Raw genomic sequence first — 26115 nt, 5'->3', positions numbered from 1 at the left:
CACGCCCACCGAAGTAGAGTGATGGGTTATGGCTGCTCACCCCACTACTGAAGACACATCTGCTCAAACTTTGCCCCCGCACGGTGTTGTACTTGCGGCAACCCCGCTGGGCAATATTGGAGATGCTTCCGATCGCCTGCGCGTAGCCCTCGCCCAGGCCGATGTGATCGCGGCTGAAGACACGCGCCGGGCAAAGAACCTGGCTGCCGCTCTCGATGTACATCCGCGCGGGCGTTTTGTGTCCAACTTTGACCACAATGAGCAGGCTCGCCGGGAGGAGCTTCTTGCCGCGGCGCGTACTGGCACCGTGCTGGTGGTTACGGATGCCGGTATGCCTATTGTTTCTGACCCTGGTCTTGCACTGGTGGCTGCCGCGCACGATGCGGAGGTGCCGGTGACGTGTATCCCAGGCCCCTCAGCGGCAACCACGGCGCTTGCGCTGTCAGGCCTGAATGTTGGGCATTTTATTTTCGACGGCTTCGCGCCCCGCAAACCCGGCGCCCGCGAAACCTGGCTGCAGTCATTGGTGGGGGAGCGTCGCGCGGTGTGCTTCTTCGAATCCCCGCATCGCATCGCGGCAACGCTTGAAGACTGCGCGCGTGTTTTGGGCACGGAGCGTCGCGCCGCGGTGTGCCGTGAGCTGACGAAGACGTACGAGGAAGTCAAGCGTGCGTCGCTGGGGGAGCTTGCGCAGTGGGCCTCACAGGGCGTTCGCGGGGAAATCACAGTGGTGATTGAGGGAGGCAGAGCCGCCGCGCCTGAGCCGGAAGATTTGGTTGGCGAAGTTCTGCGCCGCGTCGATGCCGGCGAGCGCATGAAAGATGCAGCTAGAGACGTTGCTAAGGCACACGGGATCAAGGGCAGTTTGCTTTACGACGCCACGCTCAACTCCCGAACCTGAGAAATCTCATGTACTGTCGTGGGGTTCAATGATTATCTCAATTGTGTAGTAAGGAGCACGCATGTCGCAGCCTGACGCCAATCCGACAGAGACGTCAGCTACAGGTGAACTAGCAAGCATGATCATCGCGGACCAACGCGGTGAACTTCCTGAAGCGAAAACCCCCGAGGACCATGTGGAGATGGAGTCGGAGAAAACCGGCGCCCCCATTTCTTGGCCCATTGTGATTCCCGTGGCGCTGATTGTCGCCGCGGTAGTCGGCTGGGCGCTGACGGCAAGTGAAGCTTTCACGGAGTTTGCGAACAATGCGTTTGCGTGGGTGTTGGACAACTTCGGTTGGGCCTTCATTTTCTTCGGCACCGCGTTTGTGGTGTTTATTTTTGTGATTGCATTTTCCAAGTTCGGTTCGATTCGTTTGGGTGCTAGTGATGAGCAACCAGAGTTTCGTACCTCTTCCTGGATTGCCATGATGTTCGCAGCCGGTATGGGTATCGGTCTGATGTTCTTCGGCGCATCCGAGCCCCTGTCCATGTACATCAATGGAGTGCCAGGGCACGAGCCCCACGAAGTGGGCACGGCTATGTCACAGACAATGTTCCACTGGACATTGCACCCGTGGGCGCTGTATGCCGTGGTGGGCTTGGCTATTGCTTACTCCACGTTCCGTTTGGGACGTAAGCAGCTGTTGTCTTCGACATTTGTGCCGTTGATTGGTCAGGACCGTGCAAACGGCTGGCTGGGCAAGCTCATTGACGGCTTTGCCATTTTTGCCACTATCTTCGGTACCGCCTGCTCTTTGGGCTTGGGTGCGGTGCAGATCTCTTCCGGTTTGGAAGCTTCCGGCTTTGTGGAAAGCCCGTCTAGCAAGCTGATCGTGGGCATCGTTACCGTATTGACGTTGGCGTTTTTGCTTTCCGCCATGTCCGGTGTGGGCAAAGGCATTCAGTGGCTGTCTAACTTCAACATGGTTGTTGCTGCGCTGCTGGCTATCTTTGTGTTCGTTTTCGGCCCGACCGTGGCCATCTTGAACCTGGTGCCTACCTCTATCGGTATGTACCTGCAGCAGTTCTTCGAGATGGCAGCCCGCACTGCGGAGAGCGCTGACGGCAGCGCCGGCGAGTTCCTCTCTGGGTGGACCATTTTCTACTGGGCATGGTGGGCATCCTGGGCACCCTTCGTTGGTACCTTCCTGGCACGTATCTCCCGTGGCCGTACCATCCGCGAGTTCTGCCTTGGGGTGCTTTTAGTCCCGTCCGGCCTTTCCACTCTGTGGTTCTGCATCTTCGGTGGCACCGCCATCAAATTTGAGCAGCTGGGTAACTCCATTGCTGGCGATAGCAATGAGCAGCAGCTGTTCAACCTGCTGCATACCCTGCCGGGTGGCTTCTTCATGGGTATCTTCGCCGTGGTTCTTCTGGGTACGTTCTTCATTACTTCCGCTGACTCGGCGTCTACCGTGATGGCGTCCCTGTCCCAAGACGGGCAGACCACTCCGAAGCCATTGCTGTCTGCACTGTGGGGCATTGCAACCGCAACTGTTGGTTTGACCATGCTGACCCGTGGTGGCGCAGATACGCTCAACGCGCTGCAGAGTGTGACCATTGTTGCAGCGTCGCCATTTTTGGTCATCCTGGTTGCCCTGATGTTTGCCATTGTTAAAGACGTGTCTAATGACACGATTTACGTGGCTAAGAAGGAGCAGGAGCGCTTCCAACGTAAGTTGGCAATTGAGCGCCGCGCGCTTTTGGACCAGCAGGAGTTTGAGGAACGGCGTAAGCAAGTCAAACAAATGCTTACCCCGCGCAACCGTAAGTAGCGCGTTCATTATGCTGTGAAGTCATGAGTGCTGAGCAGACCAATCAGAATGTTCTTGTGTGCGTGGCATGGCCGTACGCGAACGGACCACGCCACATCGGCCACGTAGCTGGCTTCGGTGTCCCATCGGACGTATTCGCTCGCTACCAGCGAATGACCGGCAAGAACGTGCTGATGGTCTCCGGCACAGATGAGCACGGCACTCCGCTTCTGGTGCAGGCGGACAAAGAAGGCGTGACTGTCAAGGAGCTCGCGGACCGCTACAACCGCCAGATTGTGGAAGACCTGGCGGGTTTGGGTCTGAGCTATGACCTGTTCACCCGCACCACCACCCGCAACCACTACGCCGTAGTCCAGGAGCTGTTCAAGGGCCTGTACGAAAACGGCTACATGGTGAAAGAAACCACCCAGGGCGCGATCTCGCCGTCGACGGGCCGTACGCTTCCGGACCGCTACATTGAGGGCACCTGCCCGATCTGTGGCGCGACCGATGCACGCGGTGATCAGTGCGATACCTGCGGTAACCAGCTGGACCCGGCCGATCTGATCAGCCCGGTTTCCAAGATCAACGGTGAAACGCCGGAGTTTGTAGAAACCGAGCACTTCCTGCTGGATCTGCCGGCGCTGCACGATGAGCTGGAGGCGTGGCTTTCCAAGCGCGAGGACTGGCGTCCGAACGTGTTGAAGTTCTCCCTGAACTTGCTGGAAGATATGCGCCCGCGTGCCATGACGCGCGACATTGACTGGGGTATCCCAGTGCCGGTAGAGGGCTGGGAGGATAACCCCTCGAAGAAGCTCTACGTTTGGTTCGACGCGGTAGTTGGCTACCTGTCCGCTTCGATCGAGTGGGCACAGCGCTCTGGCAACCCGGAGGCGTGGAAAACCTTCTGGCAGGATCCCACCACAGAGGGCTACTACTTCATGGGTAAGGACAACATCACCTTCCACTCTCAGATCTGGCCTGCAGAGTTGCTCGGCTATGCCGGTAAGGGTGCAAAGGGCGGCAAGGTGCACGAGCTGGGCTCGCTGAACCTGCCGACGGAGGTTGTCTCCTCTGAGTTTTTGACCATGTCTGGTTCTAAGTTCTCTTCCTCCAAGGGTGTCGTGATTTACGTCAAGGACTTCCTGAAGGAGTTCGGCCCCGATCCGCTGCGTTATTTCATTGCCGTTGCTGGTCCGGAGAACAATGACACGGATTTCACCTGGGACGAGTTTGTTCGCCGCGTGAACAATGAGCTGGCGAACGGCTGGGGTAACCTGGTCAATCGCACGGTGTCCATGGCGTATAAGAACTTTGGCCAGGTGCCGGTGCCGGGTCCCCTGGAGGACAGTGACAACCGGATTCTCAAGCTGGCAGAGGATACGTTTGCTTCCGCTGGTGCGGACCTTGCCCGCGCGCACTTCAAGGCCGCGATTACCAAGATTATGCACGTGGTGGGGGAGGCCAACGCGTACGTGGCGGAGCAGGAGCCGTGGAAGCTGGCCAAGGATGACACGCAGCGTGAGCGCTTAGCCACGGTGCTGTGGACCGCACTGCAGGTGGTGTCTGACTGCAACGCCATGCTCACCCCGTTTTTGCCGCACATCGCGCAGCGCGTCCACGAGACGCTGGGGCGCACCGGCATCTGGGCTGCAACGCCGAAGGTGGAAGACGTGGTGGATGACGCAGACTACACGCTTGTGGGCGTTGATCTGCCGGAGAAGGGCCAGACATACCCGGTCATCACCGGTGATTACACCCAGCAGCAGGCAACCTGGGGACGCGTTGCGGTAACGCCGGGTACTGAGCTTGCGAAGCCGCAGCCGCTGATTGCAAAGCTTGACCCGGAGCTGGGGGAGACTGGTCCGGAGTGGGCGCCTGTGCAGTAGCTAGCCCAAGCTAGCCCAAGAACTGTTCCAAAAACGTGGTAAGTTTCCCGGTTTCTTCGTCTTCAAACCGCTGGTCCACCACAACCATCGGCGCGGTGTACTTTTCGTCTTTGTGGACGACGAGGTCGGTGCCGTAGGCGTCGACAAGCAGGGCCCAAGAGTAGCCCTCCCGCACGAGCGCCTGGCCGAGTGCGGTGCCGTAGATACGGGCGGTTTCGCCGCGGGGGAAGCTGCGCTGCACGTCGGCGGGCAGCGCGAGGAAGTCTGCGAGCTCAGTCTCAAACGCGCTCACCACATCTTGGGGTGTTCCGCCAATGCCGCGGCCGATGGCTTCTGCCAAGTCGCGGTCGATCTGGGTTTGGGTGGCGCTGTCAATGTGTTCAAATGCCATAGGGTTGGATTCTATGAGCAAAAAGCCCAGACCCACTCCCGAGCCCGCGAAGAAGATCCCCGGTCTTATAGACGCCCACACTCACCTCACCAGCTGCCCCCACCCAGCCGAAGACCTCATGGACCGCGCCCATGCCGCTGGCGTGGAGCGTATCTGCACGGTTGGGGACGGTTTGGCGGAAGCCGAGGCCGCCTTGGAGATAGCCAAGCACCATGAGGGGGTCGTTGCTGCGTGCGCGGTGCACCCGACGCGTGCCCACGAGGTGGATGACGCTGCCCGCGCACGCCTTCGGGAGCTGGTGGCGGACCCGAAGTGTGTGGCGGTAGGCGAGACCGGCATTGACACCTATTGGATTACGCATGACCCGGATCGCACGGCTCCGCTGGATGTGCAAGAGGAAGTGTTTCGCTGGCACATTGATCTGGCGGTGGAATCCGGCAAGGCGCTGATGATTCACAATCGCGAGGGGGACGCGGAGATTATGCGCATTCTTGCGGATGCCCCGCAGCCGAAACACGTCATCTTGCACTGCTTCTCCTCGCCGGTAGAGGTGGCGCGGGAGGCCCTGGATCGCGGCTATGTGCTGAGCTTTGCCGGAAACGTGACCTTTAAACGCAATGATTTCCTGCGCGAGGCGGCGGCAATGGTGCCTGCGGGCCAGTACCTCATTGAGACGGATGCGCCGTATATGACGCCGGAGCCGTTTCGGGGTGCGCGTAATGAGCCGTCATTGATCGGCCACACGGCACTGGCACTTGCAGACGTTCGTGGGGTGGATGTTACCCAAGTGACCAAAGAGGTAGGGGAGACGTTTTCGCAGGTCTACAGGGTCTAAAAACTTGATTGCGGCCGAACCGTTATCGTATTGTTACCAACATGTCTGCCGCAAAGAAGACTCTGAACCCACCCATTGAGTACCAATCCGCTGGCCGCCGCGTGCTTACCGGCGCGCTTGCTGGTGCCGTCATCGTTGGTGGTGCGGGCACCGCGCTGGCAGCGCAGAAGGACATCACCGTAGAAGTCAACGGCGAGGCGCAGAAGGTGCGTACCTTCGCCGGTGACGTGGACGGTGTGCTGCAGGCCGCTGGCGTTGAGGTCGGGGCTCAAGACCTGGTCTACCCAACCCAGGGCGAGAAGGTCGCACGCGGCGAAACTATTACCGTGCGTACCGCAAAGCAGGTCGCTGTGGTGGTTGATGGTGTGGCAACCGAGCTTCGCTCCACCGCAGCAACTGTCGGCGACCTGATCGCAGAGGCCGGTGTGGACCACGCGTCAGCCACCGACATCCACCGCGACACCCCGGTCACTCCGGGCCTGTCTATTGATGTGACCACGCCGAAGATGGTCTCTATTACGGACGCTGGCGAGCAGTCGTTTACCACCGTGGCAGCCAAGACTGTGTCCGCACTGCTGTCCGCACGTGGTATCACCCTTGACTCGAACGACCGCATCAACGTTGCCTTGGACGCTGCGGTGACCCCGGATATGGACATTGTGATTGACCGCGTGAACCTCGTGCGTTCCTCCGAGGTTATCCCGGTTGAGGCGGAGCCGAACTACATCGATGACCCGGAGATGGATGAGGGAACCGAGCAGGTACTTGAGCCCGGCGAGCCCGGTGAGGCTGTGCGTTACCACCACACCGTTATGGTCAACGGCGAGGTAGAGAGCGAAACTGTCGCTGGCGAAGAGGACCTGCGTGCGCCGAAGCCGGCCACCATCCTGCGCGGCACTAAGCCCGCTCCGAGTGTCCCGGCAGTGGCAGCGGGTTCCGTGTGGGACGCGCTTGCACAGTGTGAGTCTGGCGGCAACTGGGCCATCAACACCGGCAACGGTTTCCACGGCGGCTTGCAGTTCACCCCGTCTACCTGGGCTGCCTACGGCGGCACTGAATATGCCCCGCTGGCGCACATGGCAACGCGGGAGCAGCAGATCGCCGTCGCCCAACGCACGCAGGCATCTCAGGGTTGGGGTGCATGGCCTGCCTGCACCGCCTCGCTTGGCATCCGCTAATCTCGCCGTATGGCAGATTCCCACCTGCTGGGCCCCGTTGAGATCCGGGAGCTTGCGGCTGAACTAGACGTCACCCCAACGAAAAAGCTTGGGCAAAACTTCGTGCACAACCCAAACACGGTGCGCCGCATTGTTGCTGCCGCGGAGCTTTCGCTTGACGACGTTGTGGTGGAAGTCGGCCCCGGCCTCGGATCACTGACCTTGGGTCTGGTTGACACCGTCGAAGACGTCATTGCATTAGAGATCGACCCGCGCCTGGCTGGCCGTCTTGCGCAGACGGTTCAAGAGCGCGCGCCCGAATACGCCGATCGCCTGACGGTGATTAATAAGGATGCGTTGAAGGTGGTGCGCGGGGACGTAGACAAGCAACCAACTGCCCTGGTAGCCAACTTGCCGTACAACGTGTCCGTGCCGGTGCTTCTGCACCTGCTGGCGGAGTTTCCCACGATTCGCCGCGTGCTGGTGATGGTGCAAAAGGAAGTGGCCGACCGCCTGGCCGCTAAACCGGGCTCGAAGATCTACGGCGTACCCAGCGTCAAGGCCTCGTTTTATGGCAACGTCCGCCGCGCCGGGACCATTGGCAAGCACGTGTTTTGGCCAGCGCCCAACATTGAGTCGGGGCTTGTGCGTATCGACGTACACGGGAACCACTCCCCAGCACTCCGCGAGCAACTCTTCCCGCTTGTGGACGCGGCGTTTGCCCAACGCCGCAAAACCCTGCGCTCCACGCTGTCTGGCATGTACGGCTCGCCGGCTGCCGCGGAGGAGGCGCTGCGCGCCGTGGGTATTGACCCAGGTCTTCGCGGTGAGGCGTTGTCTGTTGAAGACTTCTTGAAGCTTGGGGAAGCACGAATGGGAGATAGCGGTGAGTGAGTCAAAAACCTTCGCCGCATCGGCGCCCGCGAAGGTGAATCTGCACCTTGGCGTGGATAAAACAACCCATGGCGGATACCACGATTTGGTGACGGTGTTTCAGGCCGTTGACCGGCGCGAGATCGTGCGACTAGTGGTGGAGCCGAACGCCGAGCGCACGCGCACGGAGTCAGTGGTGTCGAGTATTCACACGCGCTGGCTGTTTGACGGGGAGTTGCCCGAGGACATTGACACCCGCCACAACCTCGCCTGGAAAGCGGTGGATGCAGCGGTGGGTAGTTTCCGTTCGGACTGTGACCACACCGCAGGCGTGACCCACCCGGCGCTGCCAAAGGTGCGCATTGAGGTGGATAAGTCCGTGTTCATCGCCGGCGGCATGGCGGGTGGCTCGGCTGATGCTGCCGCGGCTTTGCTGGCTGCGAACCACTACATTGAGCACTTCTTCGGTGAGCCGGTCGGTATTGATCGCCAGACGAGCTCGCTTGCTGTGGGGCTTGGCTCGGATGTGCCGTTTGCGGTGCAAGGCGGCAACGCAGTTGGCCGTGGGCGAGGAGACCTACTGCGGCCTATCCCTTCTGACCTGCAGTTCTGGTGGGTCTTTGTGAACCCAGATACCACCCTGAGCACCGCGGCGTGCTTTGCCAAGCTGGACCAACTGCGCGCAGATGACCCGGAACTCACACCGAACCTGGATCCCTCCAAGGTGACGGACGCGCTGTTGCTTGGAAGCGCCGAGGCTCTAGCAGCGGCGCTGCACAACGACATGGAGCTTCCCGCCCGCTTGCTGCGCCCGCAGATCGGTGAGGTGTTGGACTTTGGCAACGATCATGCGCTTCGAGCGATCGTGTCTGGCTCCGGACCAACGGTGGCCATGCTGTGCAAAGACGAGGCGCATGCGGTGCGCGTGCGCACGAAAGTGCGCGAGGTATTCCCTGAGTATCAGTCCTTTAGCGCCAACGGGCCTGCTCGTGGTGCCTTCATGCTGGGTAAGTAGCGGTGCGTCGTAGACTCGTGCGTGATGGCTAACCTGATCAATCTGGAAAACGTCTCCAAAACGTGGGGGCTGAAAACGCTTCTTAACGGTGTGTCGCTCGGAGTGCAGACCGGCGACCGTATCGGCATCGTCGGCGTCAACGGCGGCGGTAAGACCACGCTGCTTGAGGTGCTCACCGGTATTGAGCCGCCGGATGAGGGGCGCGTGTCCCACAACTCCAGCCTGCGCATGGCTGTTGTCACGCAGCGCTTTGATCTTGACCCCGACTTAACCGTGGGGCAGGCAGTGGTGGAACCGCTGGGACTGCAGACGTTTGAGTGGGCCTCCAACGCCCGGGTCCGCGAGGTGCTGCAGGGCACCGGCGTTGCTGAGCTGGGATTGGATACCGCAGTGGGCAACCTCTCCGGTGGTGAGCGCAGGCGCGTGAACCTTGCCGCCGCACTGGTCCAAGACTTGGATCTGGTGGTGCTGGATGAGCCGACGAACCACCTGGACGTTGAGGGCGTGCAGTGGCTGGCTGATCACCTGCTTACGCGCAAGGTGGCAGTGGTGGTTGTGACCCATGACCGCTGGTTTCTCGACACCGTGGCCACCCTGACCTGGGAGGTTCACGACGGCACGGTGGACGTCTACGAGGGCGGCTACAACGACTGGACATTCGCCCGCGCGGAGCGCGCACGCCAGGCGGATGCGATTGAGCAGCGCCGCCAAAACCTTGCGCGCAAGGAGCTTGCGTGGCTGCGACGTGGCGCACCGGCGCGTACCTCTAAGCCGCGCTACCGCATTGAGGCAGCCGAGGCCCTGATTGCGAACGTGCCGCCGCCACGCGACAAGGTGGAACTTATGGCGTTTTCCAAACAGCGCCAAGGCCGCGTGGTCATTGAGCTGGAGGACGCGCGCATTGACGCTCCTGACGGCCGCATGCTTGTAGACCACCTGACGTGGCGCCTCGCGCCGGGCGAACGTATCGGCCTGGTCGGGGTGAACGGTTCCGGCAAGACGACGTTGTTGCGCACCCTTGCGGGCGAGTACCCGCTGGCCGCAGGTAAGCGCATTGAAGGCCAAACCACACGCATTGGCTGGCTGCGTCAGGAGCTTGATGACCTGGACCCTACCCGCCGCGTTATTGATGCGGTGGAGGACGTTGCCACCTACATTGAGCTGGGCAAAGGCCAGATGTCTGCCTCGCAGCTTGCAGAGCGCCTCGGGTTCTCCCCGAAGCGCCAGCGCACACCTGTGGGGGACCTCTCCGGTGGTGAACGCCGCCGACTGCAGCTCACGCGTGTGCTGATGAGTGAGCCGAACGTGCTGCTTCTAGACGAGCCAACGAACGACCTGGACATCGACACCCTCCAGGAGCTCGAAGACCTGTTGGATAACTGGGCCGGCACGCTTGTGGTCATTTCCCACGACCGTTACCTCATCGAGCGCATTGCGGATAGCACGTATGCCCTCTTTGGCGACGGCAAGTTGACCAACCTCCCCGGCGGCATCACGCAATACCTTGAGCGTCGGGCTGCTGAGGAGGGTTCGGTTGGGGTGTTGGATTTGGGGGAGAAGCGTGGCGTCGAAAAGCAAAAGGCCCTGTCCTCCCAGGAAGAGCGTGAGCTTCGCAAGAAGATGAAGGCCTTGGAGCGCAAGATCGCGCAGGCGGAGGAAGATGTGGCGAAGCTAGAGGCGGAGATCACTGACCTGTCCGCGGCGGGAGAGTTCGATGCGATCGCGGACAAGACGAAGGCGCTTGGTGCGATGAAGGACGAGCGCGAGGAGTTAGAAATGGAGTGGTTGGAGCTCGGCGAGCAGCTCGAAGGCTGAAGTTGTGGCACAATGTGGCGCATGAGGAAATTCGGACATAGCTCACGTCTTGTTGCTCTGGTATGCGCGAGCACCCTTGCGGCCGGTGCGTTGGTTCCAGCAACCGCATCTGCGCAGGTGCAGATCCCAACCTCCAGCGAGCTGTCCTCACGTGCCAACATCCAGCTGCCGGATATTCAGGTACCGCAGCAGATTGTAGATAGCGCCGCGCGCGTAGGCATCCACGTACCGGGGCGCATTGAGCTCACCCCGAAGCCTGCGCTAAGCGCTGCGGAGCAAGAGCTGACCGTCGCTACCGAAAAGCAGCTGGTGAGAGAAGGCCACCGAAAGGATGCGGAAGCCCAGGTGATCGCAGCGCAGTGGGCGGCACAAGCTGCTCGTGGTGAGGCGACATTCGTGGGCAACGTTGGCCGCGGTACCACCGCAACCGATCGCGGCACCGGCCAGATCTACCGCCTGAACCCGGCGCAGGCAGCGGATCGCATTGCGTTTTTAAACCGTGACATCAACGTCAACCCGGTCAAGGATCCGAAGCGTTTCGGTGTCGCTACCGCGCGTAATGGCGAGACGATTTACCTGGCTGAATTCTTCCTTAACTAAACAATCGGTTACCTTTGGAGGTATGAGTGACCAGACGTCGAAGAAGCCTCCGAAACTATCTAAGAAAGCCTACGAGAAGGAGCTGCTTCGTCTGCAGGCTGAGCTTGTAGACATGCAGCAGTGGGTTGTTGAAACCGGCGCACGCCTGGTCATCATTATGGAAGGCCGCGACGCCGCTGGTAAAGGCTCTGCAATTAAGCGCATCACGCAGTACCTGAACCCGCGCACCTGCCGCATCGAAGCACTGCCAAAGCCTACTGAGCGTGAGCAGGGGCAATGGTACTTCCAGCGCTACGTGGAAAAACTCCCGGCGGCTGGTGAGATTGTCATCTTTGACCGCTCCTGGTACAACCGTGCCGGCGTTGAGCGTGTCATGGGCTTCTGCACCTCGCAGGAGTACCGCCGTTTCCTGCACCAGGCGCCGATCTTTGAGCGTCTTTTGGTGGAAGATGGCATCATGCTGCGCAAGTACTGGTTCTCGGTGTCGGACGAGGAGCAGTACAACCGCTTCGTTTCCCGCCGCGAGGATCCGTTGCGGCAGTGGAAGCTGTCCCCGATGGACCTGGAGTCCATTACCAAGTGGGAGGAATACTCCCGCGCCAAGGATGAGATGTTCGTGCACACCGATATCCCGTCCGCACCGTGGTACACGGTGGAAAGCGAGGATAAGAAGCGTTCCCGCATCAATGTGATCTCGCACCTGCTGTCCACTGTGCCGTATGAGCGGATCAAGCCGGACCTGCCGGAGATTCCGGAGCGTCCTGAGATTACTGACTACAGCCGCCCGCCGCGTGAAGAGTTCCGCTACGTCCCAGACACCGCCGCCAAGCTAGAGGAGCGTCGCGTTAAAGGCTCGGAAGGAAAGAAGAAGAACAAGAAGAAGCACAAGAACTAGTGCTTTTTGGGATAGCCCCGGGGTGTTGACACCGTTTTGTTGCCGGGGATCCAAAACCTCAGCGGTGCGTCCACGTTTTTGGAAATCCCAATTCGTGGACCTGTCACCCATTCGGGTGCTTCCTCGCGCATGTGGAGTGATACTGGTGTGCCATTATCTGGCAGCGTAAGGCCCAGTGCTTGGCCGAGGTTTCCCGGCCCGCGCGCGAGGTTCTCCCAGGGTATTTGTGCCCGGTCTGCGCGTTGTCGGCGCTGTCGTGCCAGAGCCTCGCCGGCGATCACCTCCCCGCCGCGCATCAAACACCCTTGGCCGTTGCCTTCCGGCGCGCACACGATGTTGCCGTTGTGGTGTAGGCCGTAGGAAAAGTACACGTAAAGGTGTCCTGGCGGCCCGAACATTGTAGCATTGCGCTTGGTCATGCCGTTGAAGGTGTGCGCGGCGGGATCCCCGGCACCGAGGTATGCCTCCACCTCTGTGAGCCGGATACTGACTCCGTGCATGGTGATCACGCACCCAAGTAGCTTTGGTGCAATGACGTCTGCGGGTTGGGAAAAATCGATGGAAACACTCATTGCTACCAATATTGCCGCTTTGTCGCGCTGTGGCTACCTGGGTGAGGCTGGGTTAGAGAAATTTGGCCAGCATGTCCTGTACTGCCGCGCGAACTGTCGGTTGAGTGGCAAACGCCGCGCCGCCGAGCACAGCGAGAACGCCGATCACAATGCCGGCAATTGCGCCTGGTGACAGGTGGCCCTGAGATGACTTGGGGGTCTCCTGTTCTTTGAACAGGACGTTGAGATCAACTCCCGAGTCCTTCAATACCGTGCCCTTGGGGTAGTGGGCCAAAGATTTGGCCAAGCCCGTATCGGATGTGGTTTCACGGTCAAGCTCCTTGACGGCTGCGGGAGCCTTGATCTCGTTTTCCAGAGTGAAGGTGACTAAGGGTTCATCGTCGCCCTCCTCGGAAACCGGTTTGTAAGTGTGGTTAGCCACGCCGCTGAGCTTGTAGTCACCGAAAAGTGTCGCATTCTTGCCGTCGACTTTGAGCTTCAAATCCCAGTACTTGACGTCTACTGCCCAGCCCTCGACGCCACCGACGTTCTTATATCCCTGCACATGTGCAGAGCCATCAAGGTCGAACGTCCATGTGCCATCGGCGTGAGTCGCGGCAGTGATAGGGAACGTGAACTTCAAGTTTTCGCTGTCCCACGATGCGCCTTCTTCTGCAGTGGCCTGGCCCTTGCCGCGAATCACAGCTTGTTTGAGGAATGGCTTGGAGATAGACCACGCGAAGCTTCCTGACTCAAGCGTGGAAGCAGTGGAAGCAGTGGAAGCCTTAGCCGGGGAAGCTGCAAACACGAGGCCTGTGCCAACCGCAAGTGCGGTGCAAAGAGCAACGAAACGGGGAGAAAACATAGGGGAACTCCTTCTGGTGGCGGATAGGAAGAGCCCGCCTCGGCAGACGGATAAGGGACCGCATTTCTGTGTCGTCCGAGGCGGGAAGCTTGTAAGGGGCTTAGCGTTTGAGCAGGTTGGCTGGCGGCTGTGTGAGCTGGAGGATATCTGCCACGCCTTTTGTCAATGCTGCAAGGGTGAGTACTAAGCCGATCGTAGAAATCACAAACGCGACCATGTGGGTTGCGGTCGCTGCCGGTGATCCTTTCTCCGTTGATGACATGGTGACCATGGAACTCGTCTCAGGGGCAGGTTTTTTCTCGGCCGTGGCCGAGGCCGGAACACCAAGCGCAAGTACAACGGAGGCAGCGGCGCTAGCTGCTAGTAGGCGTCGCATTAACGCGGAAGGAACTGTCCGAGCATAGCTTGGACCTGGGGCAGGGTAGTGGCAAACGCCAATCCGCCGAGCACTGCCAGGACAGCTACCACGATGCCGCCGATAGCGGCCGGGGAGGCCGAGCTATCCGGGTTAGCGGGGTTCGGGTTAGCGGGCTTTTCAGCCTTCTTGAAATCAAGGGAGACGCCGACCTTGCTGTCCTTGAGCGGCTTGCCGGCCGTGTAGCTCGTGCCAAAGATGTCTACTCCGGACTCGGTCATTGCGGTTGGGGTGAAGGTGATCTCCTTCTTGCCGCCAGCAGCGGGCACGAGCGACTCCTTGACATCGAACTCAATGATCGGCTTGTCGTCGCCGGTGGAGGTAGAAGGCTCGCTGCCTGGCATGGCGCCCTTGCGCACGTAGTCGGCCTGGAGGTGGCCCTTGTTGCCGTTGATCACGATCTTGAAGTCGGACATCTGAATGTCCATGGCACCCTTATGACCCACGATCTGGAAAGCACCATCCAAGTCGATGGTGCCCTCACCCTTCTCATTGAGGGCAGAGTCTGCGACGTTGACTGGGAACTTGAAGTCAACGACCTTGCCGTCTGCCTCTACCGTCTCTGCTCCCTTAGTGGCGGTGATGGTGCCCGCAGTGAACGGTGACTGGACGTAGCGCAGGAAGGATTCCTTGATGTTCCAGGTTGCGTTGCCGGTCAGCAGCTCCGGGGTCTCGGTGGCGGAAGCGGCGGGGGCGAAAAGTGCGGTGGATGCGACAGTGGCGGCGGTGACAAGTGCCAGGGTGGAGGTACGGGACATCCCAATTCCTTTCAAAGGTTCAGAACGAAGATAACCGGTTAGGTTGCGCTTACTATAACAAGGTTAGCCTAACCTTAGCAATATGTGGGGGCACTTGGGGGATTGTTGGGTCTAGCTGGCAGGCGCGCCCTGCGGTGCTTCGGCAGGGCTGACAAACACGCGCCCGTCCATACGCGAGACTGAGATTGGCCAGTCGTAGACACCGCTGAGCACGTCGTCTGCGTAGACCTCCTCTACAGACCCCGTAGCGGCTACCTCGCCTGACTTCAGGCACACCACCCGGTCGCAGTAGCGCGCTGCAAGCTGCAGGTCGTGCAGCACCACAATGACGGCGACGCCTTGGGCTGCAAGCCCTCGGACAATGCCCATGGTCTGTTCCTGGAAGCGAACATCCATGGCGGCAGTCGGCTCATCAAGAAACACCACCGGGGTTTGCTGTGCGAGTACTCGGGCGAAGGCGGCGCGTGCTCGCTCACCACCGGAAAGCGTCAGCACCTCACGGTCCTGCAGGTGAGTCATGCCAGTGGTTGCAAGCGCGGCATCCACAATCGCTGCGTCCTCGGGGTTAGTACCCCAGGGGTGGCGTCCCATCGTAACGATGTCTCTTACGAGGAATGAAAACGCCACCCTAACGTCTTGCAGCATCACTGCTCGGGTACGAGCCAACTCTTGGGCCGAGCTTGTGGCGACGTTGTTGCCAGCCACCTCCACACGTCCCGAGGCCACGGCAATATCTCCAGAGAGCGCTGCCAGTAACGTGGACTTGCCTGCGCCGTTCGGGCCGATAAGCCCTGTGACTTCGCCTGACCGTGCTTCCATGGTGACGTCGTGAAGAATCATGCGGCCCTGTTTCATCACGGTCACGCCGCGTGCGTGGACACTCATAGATCATGGTTCTTTCGCAACATCTGCCGAAGCAGGAAGAAGAAGGTGGGCCCGCCAATAAGCGCGGTGAAGATGCCAATCGGCAGATCCGCGAAGGGAACGGCTGTGCGGGCGAAGATGTCTCCTGCGCCAATGAGGAGTGCCCCGCCGAGAGCGGAAGCCGGTAGCAGCACAGTATTTGAAGGGCCGACAGCAGTGCGCACGATGTGCGGAACCACAAGACCGACAAACCCGATCAATCCTGCAAAGGACACCGCAGCAGCGGTGAGTAGGGTGGACAGCACGATCGCCGCCATCCGTAGCCGCGAGACGTTGATGCCAACGTGGCTAGCAGCTTGGTCGCCAAGCGCAAGGATATCTAGCTTGCGTCCCAACAGCATTGACAGTGCCAGGGAGACCACAACCACGGCCACAACCGTGCCGGTTTGTGCCCAGCTCGCCCCGGCCAGGGAGCCCATCTGCCAGAAGATGATCTGCTCGCGAGCGGTAGTCGGTGCCATGAACGTCAGCAGCGCAATTGTGGCTCCACAGATCGCATTTGCCGCAATACCGACCAGGATCAGATTCAACACGCGAACGCTCCCTCCAGAGCGAGAGAGTCGGTAGACAACCGCGGTAGCCAAGGTTCCGGAGAGAAACGCGAACAGTGGCACTGTCATCGTGCCGAACGTACTGGCGCCGAACACGATTGCTGCCGCCGCACCGACGCCTGCGCCGGTACTCACACCAATCACGCTCGGCTCTGCAAGAGGGTTGGCAAAGACAGCCTGCATGAGTGCCCCGCCCACGCCTAAAGCAGCGCCGACAAATAGGCCAAGCACTAAGCGAGGCAGACGAATCTGCCACACTACAGATGCATCCAGGGTGGTGGCAGACATCGGGCCCGCTGTGATGATCGGCCACAGCTCACTTGGCGCGAGCTCAAACTGGCCGACCATGATGGAAGCGACGGTGGTGACTGCCAAAAGTGCTGCTGTGACAATGAAGAGGATGACGCGTCCGCGGCGCCGTGCCTTAAAGGTCGAGAGTTTGGAACTCACTCACCCTCCCCGTACAGGGCATGGGCAGCGCGCAGCAGCATTTCACCGGTTTGGGGGCCAAAGGCAAGCGAGTCGCCGTCTGGAAGCGAAAGTACTCGCTTGTTTTTGCCTGCGGCTGTTTGCGCGACCCCTGGGCGTTGGAGGAGGCCTTCGATATCGCCGGTGGATTCGAGTCCGCCGTTCATCATGACAAACACTTCCGGGTTAACTTCTGCAAGCGCCTCCGGGCTGGCGGGGGAGGCGGCACCAATACCGTGCTCCGTGTTTACGTCCACGCCGCCAAGTGCCTCAATCAGGTCTTGGGTGCCGTCTGCGCCGCCAAGCAGGTAAAATACTCCGCCGGTGCCGCGTGCGTACAAGAAGGACATGCGAAGCGGCACGTCGGGCTTCACGGCTGCGATAGCGGACAGCGCCTCGTCCACTTCGCGTTGGCTACGCTTTGCCAAAAGGCGGCCAGCCTCGGGTTCGCCAACCACCGTTGCGACGTTGATGATGTCCTGGCCCATCGACGCCATCGAGCGGGTCGGTTCCATCACCACTGTGGTTACCCCTGCTGCACGAATCTGGTCGATGGCCTCGCTCGGGCCCACGGAATGATCCACGATGACCAGGGTTGGTCGCAGGTTCAGAATTGCTTCAACATTGAGAGAGTGCCCATTTTCGGTCACCACGGGCAGATGGCTTAACGACGCCTCCGCCGAACTCACCGTCCGCCCCACAATATTGTCTCCGAGCCCAACTCCACGAAGCGTCTTCGTGTACGTGCCGTAAATATCAAGTGCCAGGATGCGGGAGGTGTCTGTGACGGTGACGTCGTAGCCGTCTGCGTCCGTTAGCTCCACGGGTAGTGCGTTTTGGCGGGGAGCGTCTACCGGTTCCACTTCGGAGATCTCGCTGACTAAAGCAACGCCTTGGGTTTGGTGTGGGTCGCCAGCAGCCTCAAGAGAGTCCACGAGCTGCTGCGTTTCCATCTGCATTGGGTTGTCCCACGCAGCGCAGCCGCTCAGAGGCATTGCGACAGCCAGTGCAGCAGCCAGGATGGGTCCTGCAAGTTTTTTGGTGAAGTTCATGATGGTGCTCCTATGCGGTGATGGCGAACCTGGTGAGTGCTCCGCCCGCCCCGATCATGGAGGCGGCGAGCAGGAGGAACTTGGCCAGCGCGGCATCGTCCCAGCCGCTACCAGCGTCGGCACCGGAAACGTTTTTGATTTGGAATTGCCCGCCTTGCGGCTGCTCGGCTGAAACAACGGTTTCGGCACCTTGGACATCATCAAGCACACTGGTCCCGGAGGCAGTTTTGGCTGTAGTGCCGACTGATGTGTTCGCTGCACTACCACCTGTGCCACCGCTACTGCGGAGCTTTTCAGCACTGTTGGATGAGCCGCCCTTGCCTGTGGCGGCGGCGGAACTGCTGCCACCCTGGCCATCGGCACAGTTGGCGGAGCCGCCAAGTTGCGCTGTGAAACTGATCGGGTCTAGCGGATCCCCCGGTGGATAGAACTGCCCGAAGGCTTCCGCACCAGCATCAGTCAGCGTTGTTGTCGCGGTCCCGGACGCTGCTGTTTCGGAAATGTTCAGATCAGTGAAGTTAAGGTTGGCAATGGCAACGCGCCCGAAGTCATTCGGCGTGCCGTCGGTGCTGTTTGAAGCCGCGTTGAGAACAAGTTGCCCGGTATTGCCGCTGAACTGGATCTCTAGGTTGGAAAAACGCGTGTCAAGTACGCCATTGTGGCCGGTGAAGCGAATGCTGCCGGGCAGCAGGATGGTGCCTGTGCGTGTCGACGGATCCACCGCCCCCGCATTTCCGTTGAAAGTGAAAGACGTGCCGTTATCTCCAACACCCGTGAGTTTCCAAGCGCCTTTCGCAATGTTGCCCCGGATGTAGGTGCGGAACGACTGCCGCACACCCCAGGTTGCCTCGGCGCTGGTGACTCCCTTCGACGCGGACGCGCTACACGCATCACCAGCCGCAGACCCTGCTTGACCTGCTTGCTGTGCTTGTTTAGTTTGACCTGTTTGACCTGCCTGTCCTGCCTGACCTGCTTGCTGTGTCTGTAGTACTTGCTGTGCTTGTTTAGCTTGACCTGTTTGACCTGTTTGACCTGCTTGACCTGCTTGCTGTGCTTGTTTAGCTTGACCTGCTTGCCCTGCCTGGCCTGCTTGCTGTGCTTGTGGCGCTTGTGCTGCTGGGTTGACGCGGTTGTATAGATTCTCGCCGTTCTTGAGAACATTTTCGGTGTTGACTAGAAGGCCGTTGACCTCAATGAGTGTGTCGTTGATGTCACCGAGCAGGCTCGCGGGGCCAGAGGTTGCTTTTGAGCGGGTAGCGCCTGTTCCACCCGCAGGGGATTTCCCGGTTTGCCCGCCCGAGGGGGAGCCCAGGGAGTATTGGGGGGTGGGGGCGGGGCCGCTGGCGTCATGAAGTGAAAGCCCAATGCTGATTGGGTCGAGTTGCTCACCGGCCTCGTAGAAACCGCCGAAGATTTCGGCGCCGCTCGCGGTCAGAGATACCGATCCTGCGATGGTGGTTTGCGCTGCGGCGAAGTCTGGGGCTTGGTTCAGTGCGATGGCGGCCAGTACTTCTTGACGGCCCTCCCGGAAATCGCCAGTGCTATCCATCCCTTCGTACTTGCGGGAGGCGTAATCTACGCGCAGTTCCGCCTGCGTGCCGTTGACAACAATGATGGGGTTGCGCAGCGTCATATCTAGGGCGCCGTTGTGTCCGTAGAAGTGCACTTCGCCAGAGAAGTTGATCTGCCCGGAAGCCGATGAACTGATCGCTGCGGATTCGAGTGGGAAGGTGAATCCGGACCCGCTGCGCGTCGCGCCGCCACCAGTGGAAATCGAACCTTTAGCTACGCCTGTTTCAACGTATTTCCGAAACGATTCGCGTATGCCCCAATCCATCGTGCCTGCAGTGGCGGCTCGGTGTGTCGCGGCGGTCTGGGCGTGGGCGGGTGGGGCGGTGAGGAAGGCAGGGCCGCAGGCGAGTGCGGAAAAGGTGAGGAAGCTAGCGGCAACTACGGCGGTGCCGGTGTGTCGGAAGTTCATAGGACCTCGGCAGGTTTCACTCAAGAATTATAGTGGATAGGCTAACCTTAGCCAACTAAGGCTAACTTTACTAAACAAAGGGGTATCTCTATGACAGCAACGAACGGGCCTGTGACCGACTTCATTCCGCTTGTGCCAGATGATTCCCCACTAGAGGACAGCCATTACTCTCAGCCGCGCTTTGCAAGCTGGGAAAAGGCGCTGCTTGCGCTCATAACTGGCGTCATTGCATTTGGCGGGGCAACCGGCAATGTGTGGGTGGCATTTCCGGCCGCCGTAGTTATGGTGGCTGTCCTGTATGGGCTTGCAGCGCTGCCGGACAGAAACTACGTCGGGGAAGAGGCGAATAGGCGCGCCGGGCTGGTGCTAGGTGTTGTGTGGGCTGCCATAACGCTGCTGGCGGCCCTGGCATTGTTCTTGGTGCCAGCAAGCTACACGCTCACCGGTGGGATTGTGACGGCACTTGTGTCTGCGGGTTGTCTTTGGGGGGCGATCGCGTATGTGGATCGCCCGAAAAGCCCCGCCAGTTACGCCAGCTGACGCGCTGCGGCGAGGTCCTGGAACACCGCCTGATTTAGGTCAAAGGCGCGCTTTGCAGCGTTGATGAGGCGCGCACGCTCTTCTTCTCCAAGCTGCATTGCGTCAAGCGCTGCCTTGTACTGTGCGCGGTAAGGCGGGATCTTGCCAATAGCGGAGAAGTCATAGAAGTTCAGTGCCTCTTCTTGTAGCTCGTATGCTTCGCGGAACACGCGCGCGAGCACCTGGCCGCCAGCAATGTCGCCGAGGTAGCGAACGTAGTGATGTGCAACTACCTCGGGGCCGTCGTCAGGGCCGAGCGCCTCTAGCTCAGCGACGTAGCGAGCAGTCGCTGGGAGCGGTTCGATCTCGCGCCAGGACGTGCCGAGCATGGAGGTGAGGTCCTGTGTGATTGCCTCGACTCGCTCAAGGCGCTGGTCCGCAATGAGGGTTACAGCAGGGTGGGCGGAGGCCCGGCGTACAGCGGCTTCAAGTGCTGAATAGATGTGGAAGTACTGCACGGTCAGTTCGGCTACCGCGTTACTGTCCAGCTTGCCGCCACTGAGGCTGGCCATGAAGTGGGAGTTCTCCGCGTTGGTGTGGGCCTGTGCGGTCTGGTCCTTTAGCGCGATAGAAAGCTGCTCGCCGGTGGTGGGCAACGAGGTTGTCAATCTTCTACTCCTTGGAAGGATGGATAATTTCCCTTAACAATAAAGGCAAGCCTTGCCTAAGTTCAATTAGACGAAAGGTTGATTTCTTTCCACATGAAGCCGTGTGATGTGCAACACTATTGGACATGAATGCAATGCACACCTCAGAGCGGAATGATGAGTCCAAGGTTCTTGTTGAAGTCCGCGGTACAACTGGCGTACTCACCCTGAACCGTCCGAAAGCGTTGAACTCGCTGGACTATGACATGATCAAAATCTTCGATACCACGCTGCGCAGCTGGGCTACCGATGATGCCATTGAGCAAGTTGTAGTCCTGTCTAACTCGAAGCACTTCTGCTCCGGCGGCGATGTGAAGGCCGCTCGCGAGCAGATCCTGCAGGGCAATCATCAACTAATCGATGAGTTCTTCGCCGTTGAGTACAAAATGAACCAATTCATTGCGGAGTACCCGAAGCCCTACACGGCGCTGATTAGCGGTGTGAACATGGGCGGCGGCATGGGTATTTCCGCCCACGGCTCACAGTTCATCGTTGCGGAAGGCGCGTTTGCCTCCATGCCGGAGATGAACATCGGTTACATCACGGACGTCGGCATGAGCTGGACACTGCAAAATCTGCCGGGCCGTTCGTCCAAAAACCTGGGCAAATTCCTCGGCCTGACCGGCTACCGTCTCACCCCGGATGACATGTGTGAGCTTGGCCTTGCCACACACAAGGTTGCTTCGCTCGATGGGGTACTTACACCCGAGGGCAGTCTGCTTATCGACGCCACGTCGACCAACCCCAGCCCGCTTTCCCAATGGTTCGACGATATCGAGCGCACGTTTGATGGCTCCTGGGCGGAGATTGATGCGCGACTGAGCAACGCAGACCCAGAGTTCGCTTCCTTGGTGCGAGAGCTGACCAAGCAGGCTTCGCCTTCTGCGCTGGTTGCAGCGGCGGAGCTGTTTGAAGCCAACGCGAAACTCGGCCTGGAAGATGCACTGGAAAACGAGCGTGTTTTAGGAGACTTGATGCGCCGTGAGCCCGACTTTGCGGAAGGGGTGCGTGCGGTGCTCGTTGATAAGGATCAAAGCCCAAGGTTCGTCCCGCAGCCTGACCCGGATAAGTACCGCAAGGTGCTGCGCTAGCTGTGTAAAAACCGGTAGAATAGAACCGGTTTTTGCCAACACTCATTCACTTCTAACACTCACCGCAAGGAGCGTCCGTGACCGAGACCGTCAACCACCGTGATGATTGGAACCACAAGATTGAGCTGGCGCAGCAGATGCTGCCGCTGATCAGCCGTCTGCACCGCGAGCACAACGCTGTGACTTCCATCTATGGCCGTCTGCTGGTGGGGGTGACGGACATTGACGTGATCAAGGCCCACCGCTACGCGCGCCGTATTGAAGAAAAAGAGCTTCCGCTGGATGAGACCCTGCCGATCCTCCAAGAGCTGGTGGAGATGGATCTGGGCACCGCATCCATCGACCTGGGTCGCCTCGCACGCCTGTACCGCGAGTCCAACGGCCAAGACATGCGCGCGTTCTTGGAGGAGCAGCTGGCTGATGTAGTCGGTACCTCCTCTGAGCTTGAGGCACGTGACGTTGTGCTTTACGGCTTTGGCCGCATCGGCCGCCTGCTGGCGCGTATCTTGATTGCCCGTGAAGCAACCTACGGCGGCGTGCGTCTGCGCGCTGTGGTGGTGCGCAGCAAGGGCGAGGCAGACATTGTGAAGCGTGCTTCGCTGCTGCGCCGTGACTCTGTTCACGGCCCGTTCAACGGCACCATCACTGTGGACCGTGATAACGACATCATTTGGGCCAACGGCACCCCGATCCAGATGATTTACGCCAACAACCCGTCTGAGATTGACTACACGCAGTACGGCATCAACAACGCCATCGTGGTGGACAACACCGGCGTGTGGCGTGACCGCGACGGTCTGTCCCAACACTTGGAGGCCAAGGGGGTTGACCGTGTGCTGCTGACTGCTCCGGGCAAGGGTGACATCCCGAACATTGTGTACGGCATCAACCAGGACATGATTGGGGACGAGCGTGTGCTCTCCGCCGCATCCTGCACCACCAACGGCATCACCCCGGTGCTGAAGGTGATCAATGACCGTTACGGCGTCAACCACGGCCACGTGGAAACCGTCCACGCGTACACCAATGACCAGAACCTTGCGGACAACTTCCACAAGGGTGATCGCCGTGGCCGCGCTGCTGGCCTGAACATGGTGCTCACCGAAACCGGTGCAGCGAAGGCCGTATCCAAGGCACTGCCGGAGTTCGAAGGCAAGCTGACCGGTAACGCAATCCGCGTTCCTACGCCGGATGTTTCCATGGCTGTAATCAACCTGGAGCTGGAGACCGAGGTGGAAAAGGACGAGGTGAACAACTTCCTGCGCCGCGTTTCCACTGACTCGGAGCTTCGCCAGCAGATCGACTACATCCACTCCCCGGAGGTTGTCTCTACCGACCTGTTGGGCACCTCGCATGCTGGTGTAGTTGACGGCCTCGCCACGATCGCGTCCGGCAAGCACCTCGTGCTTTACGTTTGGTACGACAATGAGTACGGCTACTCCCACCAGGTCATCCGCGTGGTGGAAGACATCGCTGGCGTGCGCCCGAAGATCTACCCGCCGCGCGTAGCTCCGGCTGAGCTTTAAGCAAGCGCTTTGTGGTAGACCTCTACCACAGCCTCAGTGGAGCTCCGCCAGTTCCATTTGAGGGCTTCCGTCCTGACGGCGGAGGACATGGTGGAGTGCAGGTGGGCGTCGATAAGCAAAAGCTCAAGCTTGTCCGCCCACGCGGAATCGGGAAGTGCGGGGTCCACCAGGAAGCCTGTCTCCCCGTCGGCCACTACGAACGGCAGGCCGCCCGCATTCGCCGCAACCACCGGTACACCCGAGGCAAACGCCTCAAGGGCGGCAAATCCCAAGGTTTCGGTGGTGGAGGGGAACAACAACACATCGCCGGACGCGTAGGCCGCGTGCAGGTCAGCACCCGAAAGATAGCCGGTCAGCGTAATCCAATCGTGTTTGAACGTGCGTTGCACTTCCTTGTATTGCGGGCCCTGACCAACCACGGCTAGCCGTGCGTTTGGAATCCGTTCACGCAGCTTCTCCATGATTGGCAGGCAGCGCTCGACCGACTTTTCGGCAGACACGCGGCCGACGAAGATGGCGAGGGGGTCGTCCGGGTTGCCGTTGCTAAGCATGCCGCGCATCTCACGGCTGGCTTTCTCCGGCGCGAAGCTTGCCGTATCCACTGCCTTTGGCCACAGCTCGACGTTTTCAATGCCATAGTGCGCGGCTTTTTCCATCATCGGACCCGAAGTGACCAAGTTGTACTTAGCCTTGCCATGGAAGGTACGAAGCCCCCACTCAGCGATCGGTTTCACCCAAGGAATGCCCAGCTTGAGGCAGTATTCCGGCACATCAGTGTGGAACGAGGCCACCATTGGTACGCCTTGTGCCTGCGCGATATAGCTCGCCCAGCCAGCAGTCCAAATCGGGTTGACCAAGTGCACCACGTCGGGCTGAAACTGCGCCAAACGGCGCGGCACCTGCGGGGTAAGCACGCCGAATTTCACTTCCGGGTACACCGGCAGGCTCAGCGACGGCACACGCACCACCTCAAAGCCCGCATACTCATCCGGTGCGTCACCGGTAGCGAAGATCAGCACCTCGTGGCCGAGCTGCGCCAGCTGTTCGAGGTGGCGGGTCACGCGGGTGACCACACCATCAATCTTGGGGAGAAAAACCTCAGTGATTACCGCGATGCGCACTAGCGCTCGCCCTCAGGCACGCCCTCGTGCTGTGCTTTTGTCCACAAGGAACGAGCCGGGATCTTGGTGCGGTCCACGCGGTCGGCGTACTTGCGGGCTACATCCTCAACCTCTGTAAGCAGGCCCTCTGCAAGGAAGGTGGGCTCAAGGCCGAGGCCGATGAACGTGTCGTTCGCAACAAACAGATCGTTTTCCGCGGCCTCGTTGCGCGGGTTCGGCACCATCTGCACCTCAGCACCCGAGATCTTGCCGATCAGCTGGGCAAGGTCGCGCACGCGGTGGGTCTCCGTCATCTGGTTGAAGATCTTCACGCGCTCACCCTTCGCCGGCGGGTTTTCCACCGCAAGCTGGATGCACTTCGCCATGTCACGGATGTGGATGAATGCACGAGTCTGACCGCCGGTGCCGTGGACGGTCAGCGGGTAACCAACCGCGGCCTGCATGAGGAAACGGTTGAGCACGGTGCCGTAATCACCGTCGTAATCAAAGCGGTTAATCAGGCGTTCATCGCGCTCCGTTTGCGGCGTATGCGTGCCCCAGATGATGCCCTGGTGCAAATCCGTGATCCGCAGCTGGTCATTCTTTGCGTAGTACGCAAACAGGTTCTGATCCAGCACCTTGGTCATGTGATAAACGGAGCCCGGGTTAGTGGGGTAGAGGATCTCCTGCTTGACAATGCCGTTCTCACCGGCATCGACCTGAACATCCAAGTAGCCTTCCGGGATCTTCATGCCGGCGGTGCCGTAGCCGTACACTCCCATGGTGCCCAGGTGGACGATGTGGACATCCAAGCCGGATTCAACCACGGCTACCAGCAGGTTGTGGGTGGCGTTGACGTTGTTGTCCACCGTGTAGCGCTTAGTGCGGTTGTTCTTCATGGAATACGGCGCAGCACGCTGCTCGGCGAAGTGGATGACAACGTCCGGCTTGTATTCCTGGATGAAGGTAAGCAGGCCCTCGAAGTCCTGTGCAACATCGATGTTTTCGAAGCCAATCTCCTTGCCGGAGACTTCCTTCCACGCAGTCAGACGGTCTTCGATGCTTGCGATAGGCGTAAGCGACTCCGCACCCAACTCCTTGTCAATGGCGCGGCGGGACAGATTGTCCACGATCACCACGTCATGACCAATATCCGAAAGGTGCAGCGATGCCGGCCAGCCGCAAAAACCATCTCCGCCGAGTACTGCAATCTTCACCTGTTCACTCCAGTCATTTTGTCCGAGAACACTTCCCACCTACGTTACCTGCGCAAGTAGTGCTCCGCCTTACGAGATGGGCGATGCGTTGTTTTTGCTGGTCAGGGGTGTGTAGGGGGCGGGGTTTATACTGATTGCAACCGCTAGTATGTCTGCCGAATATATGGGCGGATGGTGGTGTAATAAATCCTGTTTATCCTCTTGCATATGGAACAGGTGGTCGG

25 protein-coding genes are annotated in these 26115 nt (G+C 59.8%); 13 read left to right on the top strand and 12 right to left on the bottom strand.

Annotated features, from left to right (window positions below):
- Positions 1–28: 28 nt before the first annotated feature.
- The 3 genes from rsmI to metG all read left to right on the top strand — a co-directional run bounded on the left by rsmI (position 29) and on the right by metG (position 4585).
- Complete coding sequence (gene rsmI / locus HMPREF3101_RS09225; protein ID WP_070464706.1) at positions 29–901, top strand: 16S rRNA (cytidine(1402)-2'-O)-methyltransferase; 873 nt, start codon at positions 29–31, stop codon at positions 899–901.
- 61 nt (positions 902–962) lie between these two features.
- Positions 963–2717: a BCCT family transporter gene (locus HMPREF3101_RS09220; RefSeq protein WP_070464703.1), complete on the top strand. Its 1755-nt coding sequence runs from the start codon at positions 963–965 to the stop codon at positions 2715–2717.
- Positions 2718–2740: 23 nt separating this feature from the next.
- Positions 2741–4585: a methionine--tRNA ligase gene (gene metG / locus HMPREF3101_RS09215; RefSeq protein WP_070464700.1), complete on the top strand. Its 1845-nt coding sequence runs from the start codon at positions 2741–2743 to the stop codon at positions 4583–4585.
- Between the two features lie 10 nt (positions 4586–4595).
- Here metG and HMPREF3101_RS09210 read toward each other — a convergent pair whose 3' ends face one another.
- A complete protein-coding gene (locus tag HMPREF3101_RS09210) occupies positions 4596–4976 on the bottom strand; it encodes a DUF3806 domain-containing protein (RefSeq protein WP_070464698.1) in 381 nt (126 codons plus the stop codon).
- 13 nt (positions 4977–4989) lie between these two features.
- Between HMPREF3101_RS09210 and HMPREF3101_RS09205 the strand changes: the two genes are divergently transcribed.
- Genes HMPREF3101_RS09205 through ppk2 form a run of 7 tightly spaced genes read left to right on the top strand, consistent with a single transcriptional unit; the run spans position 4990 to position 12166 of the window.
- The gene (locus HMPREF3101_RS09205; protein WP_083280193.1) at positions 4990–5811 is read left to right on the top strand and encodes a TatD family hydrolase; all 822 of its coding nucleotides are present in this window, start codon (positions 4990–4992) and stop codon (positions 5809–5811) included.
- 41 nt (positions 5812–5852) lie between these two features.
- Complete coding sequence (locus tag HMPREF3101_RS09200) at positions 5853–6989, top strand: resuscitation-promoting factor (protein ID WP_070464692.1); 1137 nt, start codon at positions 5853–5855, stop codon at positions 6987–6989.
- A gap of 9 nt (positions 6990–6998) precedes the next feature.
- Positions 6999–7862: a 16S rRNA (adenine(1518)-N(6)/adenine(1519)-N(6))-dimethyltransferase RsmA gene (gene rsmA, locus HMPREF3101_RS09195; protein ID WP_070464687.1), complete on the top strand. Its 864-nt coding sequence runs from the start codon at positions 6999–7001 to the stop codon at positions 7860–7862.
- The gene (locus tag HMPREF3101_RS09190; protein WP_083280192.1) at positions 7855–8856 is read left to right on the top strand and encodes a GHMP family kinase ATP-binding protein; all 1002 of its coding nucleotides are present in this window, start codon (positions 7855–7857) and stop codon (positions 8854–8856) included. The genes rsmA and HMPREF3101_RS09190 overlap by 8 nt, the downstream gene beginning before the upstream one ends.
- Before the next feature lie 24 nt (positions 8857–8880).
- The gene (locus HMPREF3101_RS09185; RefSeq protein ID WP_070464683.1) at positions 8881–10671 is read left to right on the top strand and encodes an ABC-F family ATP-binding cassette domain-containing protein; all 1791 of its coding nucleotides are present in this window, start codon (positions 8881–8883) and stop codon (positions 10669–10671) included.
- Positions 10672–10692: 21 nt separating this feature from the next.
- Positions 10693–11271 carry a hypothetical protein gene (locus HMPREF3101_RS09180; RefSeq protein ID WP_070464796.1) on the top strand — a complete coding sequence of 193 codons (579 nt, stop codon included), beginning with the start codon at positions 10693–10695 and terminating at the stop codon, positions 11269–11271.
- Positions 11272–11293: 22 nt separating this feature from the next.
- Positions 11294–12166 (top strand): polyphosphate kinase 2, encoded by an 873-nt coding sequence (gene ppk2 / locus HMPREF3101_RS09175; RefSeq protein ID WP_070464681.1) that lies wholly within the window; start codon positions 11294–11296, stop codon positions 12164–12166.
- On the opposite strand, the gene HMPREF3101_RS09170 is transcribed toward ppk2, so the two are convergent.
- The 8 genes from HMPREF3101_RS09170 to HMPREF3101_RS09140 all read right to left on the bottom strand — a co-directional run bounded on the left by HMPREF3101_RS09170 (position 12163) and on the right by HMPREF3101_RS09140 (position 19731).
- On the bottom strand, positions 12163–12738 hold the full coding sequence (locus HMPREF3101_RS09170) for a DNA-3-methyladenine glycosylase (RefSeq protein ID WP_070464678.1): 576 nt from the start codon (positions 12736–12738) through the stop codon (positions 12163–12165). The genes ppk2 and HMPREF3101_RS09170 overlap by 4 nt on opposite strands.
- Positions 12739–12790: 52 nt before the next feature.
- Positions 12791–13582, bottom strand: coding sequence for an HtaA domain-containing protein (locus HMPREF3101_RS09165; RefSeq protein WP_070464675.1), 792 nt, complete (start codon positions 13580–13582; stop codon positions 12791–12793).
- A gap of 100 nt (positions 13583–13682) precedes the next feature.
- Complete coding sequence (locus HMPREF3101_RS12165) at positions 13683–13958, bottom strand: hypothetical protein (RefSeq protein ID WP_168160181.1); 276 nt, start codon at positions 13956–13958, stop codon at positions 13683–13685.
- Positions 13958–14755: an HtaA domain-containing protein gene (locus HMPREF3101_RS09160; RefSeq protein ID WP_070464671.1), complete on the bottom strand. Its 798-nt coding sequence runs from the start codon at positions 14753–14755 to the stop codon at positions 13958–13960. The genes HMPREF3101_RS12165 and HMPREF3101_RS09160 overlap by 1 nt, the downstream gene beginning before the upstream one ends.
- A 111-nt stretch (positions 14756–14866) precedes the next feature.
- Positions 14867–15640 (bottom strand): heme ABC transporter ATP-binding protein, encoded by a 774-nt coding sequence (locus HMPREF3101_RS09155; RefSeq protein ID WP_070464668.1) that lies wholly within the window; start codon positions 15638–15640, stop codon positions 14867–14869.
- The gene (locus HMPREF3101_RS09150; protein WP_070464660.1) at positions 15637–16680 is read right to left on the bottom strand and encodes a FecCD family ABC transporter permease; all 1044 of its coding nucleotides are present in this window, start codon (positions 16678–16680) and stop codon (positions 15637–15639) included. Before HMPREF3101_RS09150 ends, HMPREF3101_RS09155 begins: the two co-directional genes overlap by 4 nt.
- A complete protein-coding gene (locus tag HMPREF3101_RS09145; protein ID WP_070464657.1) occupies positions 16677–17750 on the bottom strand; it encodes a heme/hemin ABC transporter substrate-binding protein in 1074 nt (357 codons plus the stop codon). Before HMPREF3101_RS09145 ends, HMPREF3101_RS09150 begins: the two co-directional genes overlap by 4 nt.
- Positions 17751–17760: 10 nt before the next feature.
- Complete coding sequence (locus HMPREF3101_RS09140; RefSeq protein WP_070464654.1) at positions 17761–19731, bottom strand: HtaA domain-containing protein; 1971 nt, start codon at positions 19729–19731, stop codon at positions 17761–17763.
- Positions 19732–19821: 90 nt separating this feature from the next.
- On the opposite strand from HMPREF3101_RS09140, the gene HMPREF3101_RS09135 reads away from it, so the two are divergent.
- Entirely contained in the window at positions 19822–20271 is a 450-nt protein-coding gene (locus HMPREF3101_RS09135) for a hypothetical protein (protein ID WP_070464651.1), read from the top strand.
- Here HMPREF3101_RS09135 and HMPREF3101_RS09130 read toward each other — a convergent pair.
- A complete protein-coding gene (locus HMPREF3101_RS09130) occupies positions 20259–20918 on the bottom strand; it encodes a biliverdin-producing heme oxygenase (protein ID WP_070464648.1) in 660 nt (219 codons plus the stop codon). The genes HMPREF3101_RS09135 and HMPREF3101_RS09130 overlap by 13 nt on opposite strands.
- A 125-nt stretch (positions 20919–21043) precedes the next feature.
- On the opposite strand from HMPREF3101_RS09130, the gene HMPREF3101_RS09125 reads away from it, so the two are divergent.
- The gene (locus HMPREF3101_RS09125) at positions 21044–22048 is read left to right on the top strand and encodes a 3-hydroxyisobutyryl-CoA hydrolase (RefSeq protein WP_246816718.1); all 1005 of its coding nucleotides are present in this window, start codon (positions 21044–21046) and stop codon (positions 22046–22048) included.
- A gap of 77 nt (positions 22049–22125) precedes the next feature.
- Positions 22126–23574, top strand: coding sequence for a glyceraldehyde-3-phosphate dehydrogenase (locus tag HMPREF3101_RS09120; protein WP_070464645.1), 1449 nt, complete (start codon positions 22126–22128; stop codon positions 23572–23574).
- On the opposite strand, the gene HMPREF3101_RS09115 is transcribed toward HMPREF3101_RS09120, so the two are convergent.
- Together HMPREF3101_RS09115 and HMPREF3101_RS09110 are read right to left on the bottom strand one after the other, a co-directional pair.
- Complete coding sequence (locus tag HMPREF3101_RS09115; protein ID WP_070464642.1) at positions 23571–24695, bottom strand: glycosyltransferase family 4 protein; 1125 nt, start codon at positions 24693–24695, stop codon at positions 23571–23573. The genes HMPREF3101_RS09120 and HMPREF3101_RS09115 overlap by 4 nt on opposite strands.
- On the bottom strand, positions 24695–25891 hold the full coding sequence (locus tag HMPREF3101_RS09110; RefSeq protein WP_070464638.1) for an NAD-dependent epimerase/dehydratase family protein: 1197 nt from the start codon (positions 25889–25891) through the stop codon (positions 24695–24697). Before HMPREF3101_RS09110 ends, HMPREF3101_RS09115 begins: the two co-directional genes overlap by 1 nt.
- Positions 25892–26115: the final 224 nt, after the last annotated feature.

The sequence above is a fragment of the Corynebacterium sp. HMSC29G08 genome, from assembly GCF_001806875.1.
Lineage (GTDB): Bacteria > Actinomycetota > Actinomycetes > Mycobacteriales > Mycobacteriaceae > Corynebacterium.
The sequence above is the reverse complement of the archived record's forward strand: the minus strand, read 5'-3'. Positions and strand labels throughout refer to the sequence as shown.